Raw genomic sequence first — 15,341 nt, 5'->3', positions numbered from 1 at the left:
CCACGCTTCCTCTCCACGGTCAGTCACCCTCCCGCAGTTGCGCTTCGCTTGGCTTACTGTGGCCAGCTCACCGGAGGACTTACACCTCCAAGACTGCGCCCGTGCCGGGCGCACAAGCAGAAGACCCGCGTGAGCGGGCCTTCCGTGCGTCCAGCGAAACCTCAAAGCTGCAGCAGAATCTTCGCCGGGTCCTCCAGGCACTCCTTGATCGTCCGCAGACCGAGCACCGCCTCGCGGCCGTCGATGATGCGGTGGTCGTAGGACATCGCCAGGTACATCATCGGACGGATCTCGATCTGTCCCTTGACGACCACCGGACGCTCGGTGATGCCGTGCATGCCCAGGATCGCCGACTGCGGCGGGTTGAGGATCGGCGTGGACAGCATCGAGCCGAACACGCCACCGTTGGTGATCGAGAACGTGCCGCCGGACAGGTCCTCCATCGTCAGCTTGTTCGCGCGCGCGCGTGCGCCGAAATCCGCGATGGTCTTCTCGATCTCGGCCATCGACAGCTGATCGGCATCGCGCATCACCGGAACGACCAGGCCACGCTCGCTGGAGACGGCGACGCCGATGTCGTAGTAGCCGTGGTAGATGATGTCGTTGCCGTCCACCGAGGCGTTGAGCACCGGGAACTTCTTCAACGCCTCGATCGCCGCCTTGACGAAGAAGGACATGAAACCGAGCTTCACACCGTGCGCCTTCTCGAAGCTGTCCTTGTACTTGGCACGCAGCTCGGACACCGCCTTGAGATCGACCTCGTTGAAGGTCGTCAGCATCGCCGTGTTGTTCTTCGCCTCGAGCAGGCGCTCGGCGATGCGCGCCCGGATGCGCGTCATCGGCACGCGCTGTTCTTCGCGCGCGCCGGTCTGGACCGATGCGGTCGGCGCCTGCGCCGGCCTGGCCGCGGGTGCAGGCTGCGACTTCTGCCGCTCCGCGAATGCCTTGACGTCCTCGATCGTCAGGCGTCCGCCCTTGCCGGTGCCACTGATCTGCGCCGCCGACAGTCCGAGTTCCGCGAGCAGCTTGCGCACCGCGGGACTCTGCCCATCGTTGTCGGCCGCCGCCGGCGCAGCGCTCGCCTTGGCCGGCGCCTCGGCGCGTGCGGGCTGGGCCGCGGTCTCGATGAGGCCGAGGACATCACCGGCCTTGACCGTGGCACCGGCCTGCACGCGGACCTCCGCGAGGACGCCACCTTCGGCGGCAGGCACTTCCAGCATGACCTTGTCCGTTTCCAGATCCAGCAGATTCTGTTCACGCTGAACCGCATCGCCGGCCTTGGCGTGCCAGGTCGCGACGGTGGCCGAGGACACCGACTCCGGCAGATTGGGAACTCTGATCTCGATCGCCATGCGTGCTCCGTGACTCGTTATTTCGTTGTTGGACAGGATTTCTGGTTGCTTCGCGCCGGACCACCGGCCTGGCTCACATGCGGATGCCGCCGCTCAGGCCTGCGCGCACCACCTCTTCCTGCTCGCGCTGGTGGACCTTGAGGTAGCCCACCGCCGTCGTTGCCGAACCCTTGCGCGTCGCGTACAGCAGGTGTTGATGCGGCCGCAGATAAGCACTGAGACGATGCTTGATCTGGTACCAGGCGCCCTGGTTCTCGGGTTCCTCCTGACACCAGAGCACCTCCCTCGCATTCGGGTAGGCGTCGAGCACCGCTTCGTATTCCTGGCGCGGGAACGGATAGAGCTGCTCGATGCGCACCAGCGCGACGTTCTTCAGCCCTTCCTTCTGCCGCGCCTGGTACAGATCGAAATAGACCTTGCCGGAGCAGAACACGATGCGCGTGACCTTGGCCGCATCGAGCGCATCGACTTCCGGGATCAGGGTCTGGAAGCGTCCCCGGGTGAGATCGTCGAGCCCCGAGACGGACAGCGGATGGCGCAGCAGGGACTTGGGCGTCATCACGATCAGCGGCAGGCGCAGCGAACGCTTCATCTGCCGGCGCAGCATGTGGAACATCTGCGCGGGCGTGGATGGCACGCAGACCTGCTGGTTGTTCTCGGCGCACAGCTGCAGATAGCGTTCCAGGCGCGCCGACGAATGTTCCGGCCCCTGCCCTTCGTAACCGTGCGGCAGGAAGGTCACCAGCCCACAGCAGCGTCCCCACTTGGCATAGCCGCTGGAGATGAACTGGTCGAACATGACCTGGGCGCCGTTGGCGAAATCGCCGAACTGCGCTTCCCAGATGACCAGGGTTTCGGGATCGGTCGTCGAATAGCCGTACTCGAAGCCGAGCACGCCGACTTCCGACAGCAGCGTGTCATTGACGACGAAGCGGTGCCGCTCCTTGCTGAGGTGGCGCAGCGGCGTATGGCGCGCGCCGTTCCTGGCGTCATGCACCGTGGCGTGGCGGTGGAAAAAAGTGCCGCGACGCGCGTCCTGCCCGCACAGGCGCACCGAGAATCCCTCGTTGACCAGGCTCGCGTAGGCCATCGTCTCGGCGAAGCCCCAGTCCATCGGCAGCTCGCCGGCCGCCATGCGCGCGCGATCCTCGTAGATCTTCTGCACGCGCGGATGCAGCGTGAATCCCTCCGGCAGTTCCAGGACCTTGGCCGACAGCGCACGCAGGGCGTCGAGGGTCACCGTCGTGTCGATCGGCGTGTCCCAGCTGCCCTCGCCGTACTTGCGCCAGTCCACCGTGTGCTTGTTGCCGACCAGGCCCAGCGTCACGCGCGCGATGTTCTCGCCCTTGTCCAAGCCCTCGCGGTACTGCTGCACCAGGCGGTCGGCTTCGCCCTTGGGCAAGACGCCTTCCTCTTCGAGCTTGCGCGCATACACCGTCAGCGGCGTCGGATGGTTCTTGACCTTCTCGTACATCAGCGGCGAGGTCACCGACGGCTCGTCGGCCTCGTTGTGGCCCCAGCGGCGGTAGCAGCAGATATCGACGATGACGTCCTTGTGGAACTCGTTGCGGAAGTCCATCGCCACACGCGTGACGAAGGCCACCGCCTCGGGATCGTCGCCGTTGACGTGGAACACCGGCGCTTCGAGCATCTTGGCGAGATCGGTGCAGTAGCGCGAGGTGCGCGCCTCCTTGCCGGGCAGCGCTTCGATCGGGTTGGGCGTGGTGAAACCGATCTGGTTGTTGACGATGATGTGCAGCGTCCCGCCGGTGCTGTAACCCTTCGATTCGGAGAGCTGCAGCGTCTCCATGACCACGCCCTGGCCGGCGAACGCCGCATCACCGTGGATCAGCACCGGAACGATCTTGTCGCCCTGGTCGTCATTGCGGCGCGTCTGCCGCGCCTTGACCGAACCTTCGACCACGGGGTTGACGATTTCGAGATGCGAGGGGTTGAATGCGAGCACCAGATGCAGGCGCTTGCCGGCCACTTCGACGTCGGTCGAAAAGCCCATGTGGTACTTCACGTCGCCGGCCTTTTTCAGGTCCTCCTCGCGGTACTTGCCCTCGAACTCGGCGAACAGGTCCTTGGGCGACTTGCCGAGGATGTTGACCAGGACGTTGAGCCGACCGCGGTGCGCCATGCCGATGACGATCTCCTCGACGTCGCGCACCGCGCAGGCGTGCAGCACCTCGTCGAGCGCCGGGATCAGCGCGTCGCCGCCTTCGAGCGAGAAGCGCTTCTGGCCGACGTACTTCTTGTGCAGGTAGCGTTCCAGACCTTCGGCGGCGACCAGCTGACGCAGCACTTCGAGCTTGCGCGCCGGGGTCAGCTTGGGCTGGAACGCCATCGGCTCCAGGCGCTTCTGGATCCAGCGCTTCTCGTCGGTTTCGGTCAGGTACATGTACTCCGCGCCGATGGTCTCGGTATAGACGGCGCGGATGATGCGGATGATCTCCTTGAGCGGCAGCCGGTCCGCCGCGACCAGCGATCCGGTGTTGAACACCGTATCCATGTCCTCGGGCCCCAGGCCATGGAAGGCCGGATCGAGGTCGGGCACACGCGGCACCGGCGCGAGTCCGAGCGGATCGAGCTTGGCCGCCTGGTGACCGCGGACGCGGTAGTAGTTGATCAGGCGCAGGACGCCGGCCTGCTTCTCTGCGGCGCGGGCATCGAAGCCGGCCTCCGCGGCAACGACCCGGCGCGGCTCGCGGGCGAGACGTTCGAAGCGCGCGACGATTTCGCTGTGCGCGGTCTCGCGCGGCGCATTCTGGTCCTGGATCAGGCGGAAGTACGCGCGCCAGTCGGCATCGACCGATTCGGGGTCGTCGAGGAACTGCTCGTAGTAGGCCTCGACGTAAGGCGCATTGGCGCCCTGGATCGACGAGGACTCGATGAAATGCTGGTATTTGCTCTGGGTCATGGAGATTCCTCGCGCCTCGCTTCCAGCTCAGGCCCGGACTTTCTGGGTTCCACTCTTCCAGTCGGCCGTCAGCTGCTCCAGATAGGCCCTGAAGTCCTCGGCCAGCTCGGGATGCTTGAGGCCGTACTCGACATTGGCGCGCAGGTAGCCCAGCTTGGAGCCGCAGTCGTAACGCGTCCCTTCGAACTCGTAGGCCAGCACGGTCTGCTCCTGCAGCATCGCGCTGATGGCGTCGGTGAGCTGGATCTCGCCGCCGGCACCGCGCTGCGTGCGTTCCAGCAGCTTGAAGATGCGCGGCGTCAGGATGTAGCGGCCGACGACGGCCAGATTGCTCGGCGCTTCCTCGGGCCGCGGCTTCTCGACCATGCGCCGGATCTCGGAGAGTCCGGGGCCGACCGGCTGGGTCTCGACGATGCCATAGCTGCTGACTTCTTCCTTGGGTACGCGCTGCACGGCGAGCACACTGGTGCCGTACTGCTGGTACACGCGGTGCATCTGCGCCAGCGCCGGCTGGAGGCGTCCGTCGATCAGGTCGTCGGCCAGGATCACGTAGAAATCCTCGTCGCCGACCGCAGGCCACGCGCACAGCACCGCATGTCCCAGACCCAGGGCCTCGGCCTGGCGGATGAAGATGCAGGTCACGCCCGGCGGCACGATGTCCTGCACCGCGGCGAGCAGCTTCTCCTTGCCGCGCCCCTGCAGCTCGGCTTCGAGTTCATAGGCCTTGTCGAAGTGATCCATGATGGAGTTCTTCGAGCGGCCGGTGATGAAGATCAGTTCCTGGGCGCCCGCGCTGATCGCTTCTTGCACCGCGTATTGGATCAGCGGTTTGTCAACGACCGGCAGCATCTCCTTGGCGCTGGCCTTGGTCGCTGGAAGAAAGCGGGTACCCAGGCCGGCCACCGGAAACACGGCTTTGCGGATGCGCATCGCGGATCCCTTGCTTTTCTTGGAGGGGCGGTAGTTTAGCGCAGCGAACCGGTCAGATGGACCTTGTCCGCACGGCTCGCCAGCAGCGCGAACTCGATGCCGTCGCCGCCGCGCCGGAACTTCAGGGTCACGCGGCCCGGCAGGAACAGGGGCTGCTTGAACTGCACCGCCAGTTCGCGCGGCGCCTGCGGCAGTTCGGCTTCCAGCAGCGCCGCACAGTGCGCGAGCGACCACATGCCGTGTGCGATGTGACGCTTGAAGCCGAACAGACGCGCGGCCAGCGGCGTCAGATGGATCGGGTTGAAGTCGTGACCCACCGGTGCGTAGCGACGACCGATGTCGGCGGCCGCGGTGAAGCTGCGGTAGTCGGACAGCGCGCTCGGGGCCGGTGCCGGACGCGGCGCGGGCGCCGCCTTGGGCGTCGGCACCCGGTGCAGGATCGTGCTGACCTCGGTCCAGACCGGCGCCTCGCCGATGCTCAGGTCGGTCAGCAGGTCGAACTCGATGCCTTGGCGCACCGCACGCGACTCGCCGACGCGCACGCGCAGGTCGAAACGCTCGTCCGGCCGCAGCGCCCGCTGCTGGCGGATCTCGTTGCGGACGTGCACCAGGCCGAGCAGCGGGAACGGAAACGTCTTTTGCGTCAGCAGATGCAGGTGCAGCGCTCCGGCCATCACGTGCGGAAAGGTGATCGGCAAGCGTTCGGTGTTCGCAAAGCCGCAGACTTCGGCGTAGGACGCCAGATGCGAAGCATCCACGCCGACGTCCTTGACCTCCACCTCCAGCGCGGGCAGTTTCGGCTGCCCCTTGGGCCGGCGGCCGATGGTGGTCGCCGCCTTCAGGAACAGACGGCGCGCGTCGGGTATCTGTGACAGGGTCTGGGTGGTCATGGCGTCCTCTGCAGTGTTGTATTCGGTTCAGGGTACACGGCGGTCGATCCGCAGCCGGATCGGCGCTGCCGCATCCTCGCGGCCCACCGTGACGCGCCCTTCGAGATCGCCGGATTGCGCCTGCGCGGTGCCGCTGCGGCTGACCCGCGCGACGACTTCCCAGCGATCGGCGCTCGACAGCTTGAACTGCGGCGCCATGGCATTGCTGTCGTCGAGCGTGACCGTCGTCGGCAGGTCGGCTGCGCTCAAGCGCTGCACGGCCAGCGGCGGACCGCCACCACCCGGGTTGCGGGCGACGACGAACAGGACATCGCTGGCGGCAATCTCTCCGGCCAGCGCTGCATCGACGTCGATCTTCACGTTGAGCCGCGCCGCGGTGGCGGCCGGCGCAGTAGGCGCCGGCAGTTCACGGCCGGCCCGTCGCGCGAGTTCCCCGAGCTGCTCGTCCAGCGTGTCGCGGAACTCGTCCGGCAGTTCGGTGGCGCGCAGTGCGAGCCAGCGGTCGAGGGCGAGACCGTATTCGCCGGCCTGGGCGGCCGCCAGGCCGGCATACCACAGCGCCTTGGGCTGCTGCGGGTCGATCGCCGTGGCACGCTCGAACAGTTGGCGCGGCAGGCCTCGCAGATCGTGCCCACCGAGCGCCGCACGGACTTCGCCTTCGTCGGCCAGCCAGTCGGCGTTGGGCGCCGCGGCGGTCAGGCGATTCGCGCGCTCGTAGGCAGCGGCGGATTCGGCGTAGCGCGCCATCACGTAGTAGGAGCGACCGAGCATCGCCCAGCCGCCCGCATCGTCCGGCGCCTTGTCCAGGCGCTGTTCGAGGCGTCGCACCATCGCGCCGACCGCCAGCCGCTGTGCCGCCGCGGGATCCTGGCGGGCCGTGTCGATCCACGCGGCGAGCTCACGGCTGCCGCCCAAGTAGTAGCCCAGCCCGCCGACCGCTGCGATCAGCGCGATGCCGACACCGGCGACCGACCAGGAGCGCCGTGTGCCCGCCACGGCGGTCGGCACGCCTGGCTCTCCAGCATCCTCCAGCAGGCGTGCGGCAGCCTCCTGACGCATGGACTCCGCAGCATCGGCGCCGATCGAACCCACGGCCACCTCGGTATCGATCTCGGCGAGGCGGCTGCGATAACTGGCGACATTGAGCGCACGCCGCCCGATCTCGTCGCCCGCCGGTGCGCGGCGCGACCACAGCGGCCGCAGGCTGATCGCCGCCGCCAGCACGACGATGAGCACCATCCAGAACAGCGTCATCGCCGGTCCCCTTGCCCGTCCTCTTCCAGTAGCCGGCGCAGCTGGTCTGCATCCGCTCGCACCGCCTTCGCGCCGCGTGTACGCCGACGCGCGAACGTCAGCGCGATTCCCAGGGCCAGCAGCAGCAGCGCGAACGGCCCGATCCACAGCAGCCAGGTGGCCGGCTTGAACGGCGGCCGGTACAGCACGAAATCGCCGTAGCGCTCGGTGACGTAGGCACTGATCTCGGCATCGCTGCGCCCGGCGCGGATCTGCACGTACACCTGATCGCGCAGGTCCGCCGCCAGCGGCGCGTTGGAATCGGCGATCGACTGGTTCTGGCACACCAGACAGCGCAGCTCGTTGACCAGCTTCTGGTAGCGCTGCGCCTGCTCAGGCGTCAGGTCCTCGTGTTGAGCGTGCACACCACCGACCGCGCACAGCGCCAGCAGCACCGCGCGCAGCCAGGTCCGCATCCGTGTGAGCTCTCGCATCATCGGCCTTGCGCCGGAACCGCGGCCAGCAGCGGGGCGATGGTGTCGCGCCAGGTCTGCGCGTCCAGCGGTCCGATCTGCTTGTAAACGATGATTCCCTGCGCATCGAGCACGTAGGTCTCCGGTACGCCGTACACGCCCCAATCGAGCCCTGCGCGCCCTTCCGGATCGGCCAGCACGGTCCGGTACGGGTTGCCGTGGAGCCGCAGCCAGCGTTCGCCGTCCGCGTCGGTGTCCTTGTAGTCCATGCCGATGATCTCCACGCCCCGCCGCGACAGCTCCATCAGCAGCGGGTGCTCGTCGCGGCACGCGGCGCACCAGCTCGCGAAGAAGTTCACCAGCACCGGACGGCCGAGCAGATCGTCGCGCCGATGGATCGTCTGCGTTCCGAGCTGCCGCAGCTCGAATGCGGGAGCCGGCTTGCCGATCAGCGGGGATGGCACCAGGCGCGGATCGTGGCGGAGACCCACCGCGAACAGCACCACCAGCCCGAGCAGCACCGCCACGGGCAGGATGGCCCACGCATGCCGCGGCAAGCGCATCAGGCCGGAACTCCGTCCGTCGCGGCGGCACGCTGCACGGCGGCCCGGGCCAGCCGGTAACGGCGGTCGGAGGCGGCCAGCCCGCCACCCACTGCCATCAGGACGCCGCCCAACCAGACCAGGCGCATCATCGGCTTGACGTAGATGCGCAGCGCCCATTCACCGCCGCCCAGCGGTTCCGCCAGGGCGACGTACAGATCCCGCAGCGGATTGTGATCGACCGACGCCTCGGTCATCACGCTGCGCTGGGCGCGATACAGGCGCTTCTCGGGCTGCAGCTCGGCCACCCGCACGCCGTCGCGGCTGACTTCGACCGTTGCGCGGTCGGCGTCGTAGTTCGGCCCGGCATAGGGCTCGACCTTCTGCAGGGCGAAGCGGTAGCCGAGCAGCTCGACACCCTGCCCCGGCCCGAGACGCACGTCGCGCTCGATGCTGTACAGGCTGACGAAGGTCACGCCGAGCACCCACAGTCCGAGGCCGAAATGCGCCAGGCTCATGCCCCAGATCGCCCGAGGGATCTGCGCGAGGCCCGCGGCGCGGCGCGCACGCCAGCGCCGCCAGGGCTCCTCGCAGGCCATCACCATCGTCCACAGCGCCAGAAAGGCGCCCGCCGCCGCGATCAGCTCGAAGCGCCGCTGCAGCAGCCAGGGCAGGCTCAGTCCCGCGAGCAGTGCCACGGCCAGCGGCCAGCGCACGCGCCGCAGCACGTCGCGCCCGCGTGCCTGCTTCCAGCCGACGACACTCGCCAGTCCGATCAGAAACGCGAGTGGCGCGGTCAGCGGCAGGAACACGGCATTGAAATACGGCGGGCCGACCGAGATCTTGCCGAGCTTGAACGCATCGACCACCAGCGGGTACAGCGTGCCGATCAGCACGGCGGCCGCCGCGATCACCAGGAACACGTTGTTGAGCAACAGCAGGCCCTCGCGGGACAACAGCTGCAGTTCCCCTTCGGACGCGAAGCGCGGTGCGCGCCAGGCATACAGGCAGAAGGCGATGCCCAGCACGACGGCCAGAAAACTGAGAATGAAAACGCCGCGCGCCGGATCGGTGGCGAAGGCGTGCACCGAGACGAGCACACCCGAGCGCACGAGGAAGGTGCCGAGCAGGGACAGCGCGAAGGCGACGATCGCCAGCAGCACCGTCCACGATTTCAGCAGTCCGCGCTTTTCGGTGACCGCCAGCGAGTGGATCAGCGCGGTGCCGACCAGCCAGGGCATGAACGAGGCGTTCTCGACCGGATCCCAGAACCACCACCCGCCCCAGCCCAGTTCGTGATACGCCCACCACGAACCCAGTGTGATGCCCAGCGTCAGGCACAGCCAGGCGGCCGTCGTCCACGGCCGGGTCCAGCGCGCCCAGGCGGTATCGAGCCGCCCGCTCAGCAAGGCCGTGATCGCAAACGCGAAGGCCACCGAGAATCCGACATAGCCCATGTACAGCAGCGGCGGATGGAACACCAGGCCCGGATCCTGCAGCAGCGGGTTGAGATCGCGGCCGTCCTCCGGCACCGGGAAGTGCCGGTCGAAGGGGTTGGAGGTCAGCAGGATGAACAGCAGGAAGCCGACGCTGAGGAAGCCGAGCACGGCCAGCGCCTGCGCGCGCACGTCGCGCGGCAGGCTGCGGCTGAACACCGACACGGCGGCCGCCCAGCCGGTCAGCATCAGCATCCACAGCAGCATCGATCCTTCGTGTGCGCCCCACACGGCGCTGATGCGGTACATCAGCGGCAGCTGCGAGTGTGAATTGGCCGCGACGTAAACCACCGACCAGTCGCGCTCGACGAAGGCCCAGGTCAGGCAAAGATAGGCCAGCAGCACCAGCACGAACTGACCCTGTGCGGCCGACGCGCCGACGTCCATCCAGCGTGGCTCGCGTCGCCACACGCCGAGCATCGGAACCAGCGCCTGGATCAACGCCACGGCCAGCGCGGCGAGCAGTGCGAAATGACCGAGTTCGGGAATCATGCGGGCAGCCGCGAGCCGGCGCGCGGCATCTCATGGAAGGCGCCCGAGACGCTCTTGAACGGCGCGCAGGAGTGCTTGCCGTCAGCCGTCTTCAGGGACTTCGCCAGCTCGGGCGGCATGTAGTTCTCGTCGTGCTTGGCCAGCACCTCGTCGGCGACGAAGCTGCCGTCCGGCTTGAGACGGCCGGTCGCGACAATACCCTGTCCCTCGCGGAACAGGTCCGGGAGGATGCCGGTGTAGTGGACCGGCACCGACTCGGTGCAGTCGGCCAGTGTGAAACTCACTTCGAGGCCCGCGCCGCGCTGCACCGTACCGGCGACGACGAGACCGCCGAGCCGCAGCTTGGCATCGGTTGGCACGGTGTGCGCGACCAGATCGCTGGGCGTGTAGAAGTACATCATGTTCCGGCGGAACGCGGTGAACGCGAGCGCCGCGGCGATGCCGATGCCGATCAGGAGCGCCGCGACGGCCACCATCCGCTGTTGCCGTTTGGTCATTGGTCCTCTTCCGCCTCGAAAAGCTCACGCCGCCGCGCGCGCGGCGCCCACCAGTTCCAGCCAAAAACCGCCGCGGCAAAGCCGAAGCTGCCCCAGACGTAGGGTGCGTAGCCGCTCATGTACCAGAAGTTCGCATCCATCATCGCTTCCGAGCAGACCGCTGCTCAGCGCCCCAGTTCCGCGACCCACGCGGTACCGCGCTCGCGCCACAGCAGCTCGTTCTGCACGCGGCGCAGGATCGCGTAAGCGCAGAACAGGAAGGTCCCCGCCACTGCGGCATACAGCGGGACGCCCATCTCTGGCGTGATCGTCGGCTTGCCGAGCTTGAGAATGGTCGATGTCTGATGCAGCGAGTTCCACCAGTCCACCGAGTACTTGACGATCGGCACGTTGACGACGCCGACGATCGCCAGCAGCGCGCAGGCGCGGCTGCCGGCCCGCGGATCGTCGAAGGCCTGGTACAGCCCGATGACGCCCAGATAGAGGAACAGCAGGACCAGTTCGGAAGTCAGCCGTGCGTCCCAGACCCAATACGCGCCCCACATCGGCTTGCCCCACAGCATGCCGGTCACCAGCGCCACCGCCGTCATGCTCGCGCCCACCGGTGCGGCAGACACCAGCACGCTCTCGGCGAGCTTCATGCGCCAGATGATCGCGATCGCGCCGGCGACCGCCATCAGCGTGTAAAGCGACAGCGAAACCGCGGCAGTCGGCACATGCACGTAGATGATGCGGAAGGCATCCTTCTGCTGGTAGTCGGCCGGAGCGAACACGAGCCCGCCGATCCAGCCCCAGGCGAGCAGCGCCAGCGACACGGCGCCGATCCACGGCGCCCAGCGTTCCGCCAGCCGGAAGAAGTACGGCGGCGAGGCGAGGCGATGGAACCAGGTCCACATGGCGGGTCTGTTGAAGAATCAGTCGAAGGCGTTGCGCAGCGCAGTGCTGCAGGCCCAGGGAACCAGGCTCATGGCCAGCGCCAGAATCGCGGCGACGAAGTATAGCGGAGCGCTGGCATCCAGGCCCTGCTGCGCGCTGCGCACCGCGCCGGCGCCGAAAATCACCACCGGCGTGATCAGCGGCAGGACCAGCACCGGCAGCAGCAGCCCCGCGCGCGGCAGGCCGACGGTCAGCGCCGCGACGAAACCGCCGACCGCACTGATGCAGGGCGTGCCCAGCGCCAGCCCTGCCGCCAGCGTCCACAGCGGCGCGCCGCTCATGCCCAGACCTGCCGCCAACGGCACGGACAGCAGCACCAGCGGCAGGCCGCTGAGCAGCCAGTGCGTGCCCAGCTTGACCAGGACGGTCAGGTAAAGTGGGGTCGGCGCGAGGCACAGCTGCTCCAACGTGCCGTCGTCATAGTCGGCGCGGAACAGGCGCTCCAGCGTCAGCAGCGCCGCGAGCAGGGCCGCGACCCAGACGATCGCCGGGGCGAATGCGGCGAGGCGCGGGTCGTTCGGTTCCGCGCCCAGACCGAACAGGGTGACGACGACCGCGAGGAAGAACGGCGGCATCAGCCAGTCCGCACGCGAGCGCGCCGCCAGGCGCAGCTCGCGCAGGCCTGTCGCGAGCAGGGCCCTCATGTCCGCCGCCCGGGACGCCGCATCCCCTGCAGATCCAGCGCGCGGACGCCGGGCAAACCGGCCGGCAGTGCCTGGTGACTGGTCATGACGACCATGCCGCCGCTGCGCAGGTGCGCCGCGAGCAGATCGGCGAACAGCGCGATGCCACCGCCATCGAGCCCGTCCAGCGGCTCGTCCAGCAGCCACATCGGCCGCGGTGCGAGCAGCAGGCGCGCCAGCGCGCTGCGCCGCTTCTGGCCGGCGGACAAGGTCCGCACGGGGCGGCGGCGCGCGCCGGACGGCACACCGAGGCGATCCAGCGCCGGACCCACGCCCGATGCATCGGCTCCATTGAGCCCGCACCAGAACTGCAGGTTCTCCACCGCGCTGAGCGGTGGCGACAGTGCGTTGCGATGTCCGATCCAGTGCCGGCCCAGTTCCGCCGGCTCGGTCGCGATTCTCCCCGATCCAGCGCGCCGCAGGCCGGCCAGGACCTCCAGCAGCGTCGTCTTGCCGGTGCCGTTGGCGCCACGCAGATGCAGGAGTTCGCCCGCGCACAGCGCGAAGCTCAGGTCCGAGAGGAGCACGCGATCGCCGCGATTCACGCACAACTGGTTGATCTGCAGGCGGTGCACGGCGGTTCGTGAGGCGCGGACGGCGGCGAAAGGCGCGTAGTGTACGGGATGGCGCGTCGCATGCACCTGATCGGCGCCCCCGATCAGCCCGTACAATACGGCCCCCTTCCGCACCCGATCCGCCGTGACCGCAAACCTCATCGACGGCAAAGCCGTGGCCGCAGCCGTACACGAGCGTGTCCGCGCCGGCGTGCAGGCGCGCACCGCGCGCGGCCTGCGCGCGCCGGCGCTCGCCACCGTCCTCGTCGGCAACGATCCGGCCTCCGAGGTGTATGTCCGCAACAAGCGCCTCGCCTGCGAGAAGGTCGGCATCCGCTCGGTGCCGCTGCATTTCCCGGCGACGGTCACGCAGGCCGAGCTGCTCGCCGCGATCGACGCGCTCAATGCCGACCCCGACATCGACGGCATCCTCGTCCAGCTGCCCCTGCCCGCCCATCTCGATGCAACCCAGGTCACCGAGCGCATCGTGCCGGCCAAGGACGTCGATGGCTTCCATCCCTACAACCTCGGACGACTGGCGCAGCGCCGGCCACTGCTGCGGCCCTGCACGCCGTTCGGCGTGATGGAACTGCTGCGTTCGGCCGGTGAAACCTTCAAGCGACGCACCGCGGTCGTCGTCGGGGCCAGCAACCATGTCGGCCGCCCGATGATGCTGGAGCTGATGCTTGCCGGCGCGACGGCGACCTGCTGCCACCGGTTCACCGCCGACGTGCCCTCGGAGGTCGCGCGCGCCGACATCCTCGTCGTCGCGGTCGGCAAACCCGCGCTGGTCAAGGGTGCGTGGATCAAGCCGGGCGCGACGGTGATTGACGTCGGCATCAACCGCCTGGAATCCGGCAAGCTGGTCGGCGACGTCGAATTCGAAGCAGCGCGTGAACGCGCGGCCTGGATCACGCCGGTGCCCGGCGGCGTCGGACCGATGACGGTGGCGATGCTGATGCAGAACACCTTGCAGGCGGCCGGCGGCTAGCGTCGTCGTAACCGTCCTTACCGCCGCATTCCCCCATGGCGGTCCGGTCCTGAAGCGATTATGGTTGGACGCAGGCGAATCACGCCCGGCGCAACGGTAATCGGCATGACCTCAGTGCATCCATTTCTGACCGACGCACACGAATCGTTCCGCCAGCAGGCGCGCCGCTTCGTCGAGCGCGAGATCGCGCCGCACATCGAGCGCTGGGAAAAGGACGAACAGTTGCCGCGCGAACTGCACCGCAAGGCGGCGGAGGCCGGTCTGCTGCAGATCGGTTTCCCGGAAGCCTACGGCGGCGTCGAGGTGCCCGATCTGTTCTACGCCATCATCCTCACCGAGGAACTGGCGCGCGCCGGCAGCGGCGGCGTGATCGCCAGCCTGATGTCGCACGGCATCGGCACGCCGCCGATCGTCCACGCCGGCACGCACGAGCAGAAGCAGAGATTCGTTGCGCCGGTGCTCGCCGGCGAGAAGATCGCCGCGCTGGCGATCACCGAACCTTCCGGCGGTTCGGACGTCGCCAATCTGAAGACACGCGCCGAACGCGACGGCGATCACTACATCGTCAACGGCTCGAAGACCTTCATCACCTCCGGCATACGCGCCGACTTCATCACCACCGCCGTGCGCACCGGCGGACCGGGCATGGGCGGCGTGTCACTGCTGGTGATCGAGGGCGATACGCCGGGCCTGTCGCGCAGCCCACTGAAGAAGATGGGCTGGTGGTGCTCGGACACCGCGACGCTCTACTTCGACCAGTGCCGCGTCCCGGTCGCCCACCGCATCGGTGCGGAGAACGCCGGTTTCATGGCGATCATGATGAACTTCAACCAGGAACGCATCATGCTCGCCGCGCAGGCCTGGGCCTTCGCGCAGGTCTGCCACGACGAGGCCCTCGCCTACGCCCGTATCCGCGAGACTTTCGGCAAGCCGCTGATCCGCAACCAGGTCATCCGCCACAAGCTGGCCGACATGCGCATGCGCATCGACGCGGTCAAGGCACATCTGGATCTGCTCGCGTGGCGGGTGAGCAACAAGCAGATGCCGGTCGCCGAAGTCTGCCTGCTGAAGAACCATGCGACGACGATGCTGGAATGGGTCGCCAACGAGGCGATGCAGATCCTCGGCGGCGCCGGCTATCTGCAGGGCAGCAAGGTCGAACGCATCTACCGCGAGACCAAGGTCCTCACCATCGGCGGCGGATCGCAGGAAGTCATGAAGGACCTGGCAGCCCGTCAGCTCGGCTACTGATGCGGTCGGCGGCAGCGCCCGCACCCGCGCTCGCCCGCCGGCGTCGGGCTCGCGACACCGTGTCGCAAACGACGAGGGGCGCCGCAGCGCCCCTCGTA

The 15,341-nt window shown here is 68.0% G+C and carries 15 protein-coding genes; 2 read left to right on the top strand and 13 right to left on the bottom strand.

Annotated elements, in window-relative coordinates; genetic code table 11:
• Positions 1-161: 161 nt before the first annotated feature.
• The 13 genes from odhB to ccmA form a co-directional block, all read right to left on the bottom strand.
• Positions 162-1,352, bottom strand: a complete 1,191-nt coding sequence (gene odhB, locus AAG565_RS03030) for a 2-oxoglutarate dehydrogenase complex dihydrolipoyllysine-residue succinyltransferase (RefSeq protein WP_348818068.1) — start codon at positions 1,350-1,352, stop codon at positions 162-164.
• A 73-nt stretch (positions 1,353-1,425) separates the two neighbouring features.
• A complete protein-coding gene (locus tag AAG565_RS03025; RefSeq protein ID WP_348818067.1) occupies positions 1,426-4,275 on the bottom strand; it encodes a 2-oxoglutarate dehydrogenase E1 component in 2,850 nt (949 codons plus the stop codon).
• A gap of 27 nt (positions 4,276-4,302) precedes the next feature.
• The gene (galU, locus tag AAG565_RS03020; RefSeq protein WP_348818066.1) at positions 4,303-5,205 is read right to left on the bottom strand and encodes a UTP--glucose-1-phosphate uridylyltransferase GalU; all 903 of its coding nucleotides are present in this window, start codon (positions 5,203-5,205) and stop codon (positions 4,303-4,305) included.
• A 35-nt stretch (positions 5,206-5,240) separates the two neighbouring features.
• Complete coding sequence (locus tag AAG565_RS03015) at positions 5,241-6,095, bottom strand: MaoC/PaaZ C-terminal domain-containing protein (protein ID WP_348818065.1); 855 nt, start codon at positions 6,093-6,095, stop codon at positions 5,241-5,243.
• A 27-nt stretch (positions 6,096-6,122) separates the two neighbouring features.
• Complete coding sequence (gene ccmI / locus AAG565_RS03010; RefSeq protein WP_348818064.1) at positions 6,123-7,349, bottom strand: c-type cytochrome biogenesis protein CcmI; 1,227 nt, start codon at positions 7,347-7,349, stop codon at positions 6,123-6,125.
• Positions 7,346-7,804, bottom strand: a complete 459-nt coding sequence (locus tag AAG565_RS03005; RefSeq protein WP_348818063.1) for a cytochrome c-type biogenesis protein — start codon at positions 7,802-7,804, stop codon at positions 7,346-7,348. Before AAG565_RS03005 ends, ccmI begins: the two co-directional genes overlap by 4 nt.
• A gap of 17 nt (positions 7,805-7,821) precedes the next feature.
• Complete coding sequence (locus tag AAG565_RS03000; protein WP_348818062.1) at positions 7,822-8,364, bottom strand: DsbE family thiol:disulfide interchange protein; 543 nt, start codon at positions 8,362-8,364, stop codon at positions 7,822-7,824.
• A complete protein-coding gene (locus AAG565_RS02995) occupies positions 8,364-10,331 on the bottom strand; it encodes a heme lyase CcmF/NrfE family subunit (RefSeq protein WP_348818061.1) in 1,968 nt (655 codons plus the stop codon). Before AAG565_RS02995 ends, AAG565_RS03000 begins: the two co-directional genes overlap by 1 nt.
• On the bottom strand, positions 10,328-10,828 hold the full coding sequence (ccmE, locus tag AAG565_RS02990; RefSeq protein ID WP_348818060.1) for a cytochrome c maturation protein CcmE: 501 nt from the start codon (positions 10,826-10,828) through the stop codon (positions 10,328-10,330). The genes AAG565_RS02995 and ccmE overlap by 4 nt, the downstream gene beginning before the upstream one ends.
• Entirely contained in the window at positions 10,825-10,968 is a 144-nt protein-coding gene (gene ccmD / locus AAG565_RS02985; protein WP_348818059.1) for a heme exporter protein CcmD, read from the bottom strand. The genes ccmE and ccmD overlap by 4 nt, the downstream gene beginning before the upstream one ends.
• A 24-nt stretch (positions 10,969-10,992) precedes the next feature.
• The gene (gene ccmC / locus AAG565_RS02980) at positions 10,993-11,724 is read right to left on the bottom strand and encodes a heme ABC transporter permease CcmC (RefSeq protein WP_348818058.1); all 732 of its coding nucleotides are present in this window, start codon (positions 11,722-11,724) and stop codon (positions 10,993-10,995) included.
• A gap of 18 nt (positions 11,725-11,742) precedes the next feature.
• Positions 11,743-12,408: a heme exporter protein CcmB gene (ccmB, locus tag AAG565_RS02975; protein ID WP_348818057.1), complete on the bottom strand. Its 666-nt coding sequence runs from the start codon at positions 12,406-12,408 to the stop codon at positions 11,743-11,745.
• Positions 12,405-13,022: a heme ABC exporter ATP-binding protein CcmA gene (ccmA, locus tag AAG565_RS02970; protein WP_348818056.1), complete on the bottom strand. Its 618-nt coding sequence runs from the start codon at positions 13,020-13,022 to the stop codon at positions 12,405-12,407. The genes ccmB and ccmA overlap by 4 nt, the downstream gene beginning before the upstream one ends.
• 124 nt (positions 13,023-13,146) lie before the next feature.
• Between ccmA and folD the strand changes: the two genes are divergently transcribed.
• A complete protein-coding gene (gene folD, locus AAG565_RS02965; RefSeq protein ID WP_348818055.1) occupies positions 13,147-13,992 on the top strand; it encodes a bifunctional methylenetetrahydrofolate dehydrogenase/methenyltetrahydrofolate cyclohydrolase FolD in 846 nt (281 codons plus the stop codon).
• A gap of 105 nt (positions 13,993-14,097) precedes the next feature.
• Positions 14,098-15,243: an acyl-CoA dehydrogenase family protein gene (locus AAG565_RS02960; RefSeq protein ID WP_348818054.1), complete on the top strand. Its 1,146-nt coding sequence runs from the start codon at positions 14,098-14,100 to the stop codon at positions 15,241-15,243.
• The last annotated feature ends 98 nt before the right edge of the window (positions 15,244-15,341 follow it).

It is taken from the genome of Fontimonas sp. SYSU GA230001 (assembly GCF_040066175.1).
Classification (GTDB): domain Bacteria; phylum Pseudomonadota; class Gammaproteobacteria; order Nevskiales; family Nevskiaceae; genus Solimonas.
This window is presented reverse-complemented; position numbering and strand designations above follow the sequence as displayed.

What these genes read in the sequence shown, in the direction of transcription:
- odhB (WP_348818068.1), bottom strand. Translation starts at nt 1,352, where the DNA reads ATGGCGATCGAGATCAGAGTTCCCAATCTGCCGGAGTCGGTGTCCTCG.
- AAG565_RS03025 (WP_348818067.1), bottom strand. Translation starts at nt 4,275, where the DNA reads ATGACCCAGAGCAAATACCAGCATTTCATCGAGTCCTCGTCGATCCAG.
- galU (WP_348818066.1), bottom strand. Translation starts at nt 5,205, where the DNA reads ATGCGCATCCGCAAAGCCGTGTTTCCGGTGGCCGGCCTGGGTACCCGC.
- AAG565_RS03015 (WP_348818065.1), bottom strand. Translation starts at nt 6,095, where the DNA reads ATGACCACCCAGACCCTGTCACAGATACCCGACGCGCGCCGTCTGTTC.
- ccmI (WP_348818064.1), bottom strand. Translation starts at nt 7,349, where the DNA reads ATGACGCTGTTCTGGATGGTGCTCATCGTCGTGCTGGCGGCGGCGATC.
- AAG565_RS03005 (WP_348818063.1), bottom strand. Translation starts at nt 7,804, where the DNA reads ATGCGGACCTGGCTGCGCGCGGTGCTGCTGGCGCTGTGCGCGGTCGGT.
- AAG565_RS03000 (WP_348818062.1), bottom strand. Translation starts at nt 8,364, where the DNA reads ATGCGCTTGCCGCGGCATGCGTGGGCCATCCTGCCCGTGGCGGTGCTG.
- AAG565_RS02995 (WP_348818061.1), bottom strand. Translation starts at nt 10,331, where the DNA reads ATGATTCCCGAACTCGGTCATTTCGCACTGCTCGCCGCGCTGGCCGTG.
- ccmE (WP_348818060.1), bottom strand. Translation starts at nt 10,828, where the DNA reads ATGACCAAACGGCAACAGCGGATGGTGGCCGTCGCGGCGCTCCTGATC.
- ccmD (WP_348818059.1), bottom strand. Translation starts at nt 10,968, where the DNA reads ATGGATGCGAACTTCTGGTACATGAGCGGCTACGCACCCTACGTCTGG.
- ccmC (WP_348818058.1), bottom strand. Translation starts at nt 11,724, where the DNA reads ATGTGGACCTGGTTCCATCGCCTCGCCTCGCCGCCGTACTTCTTCCGG.
- ccmB (WP_348818057.1), bottom strand. Translation starts at nt 12,408, where the DNA reads ATGAGGGCCCTGCTCGCGACAGGCCTGCGCGAGCTGCGCCTGGCGGCG.
- AAG565_RS02960 (WP_348818054.1), top strand. Translation starts at nt 14,098, where the DNA reads ATGACCTCAGTGCATCCATTTCTGACCGACGCACACGAATCGTTCCGC.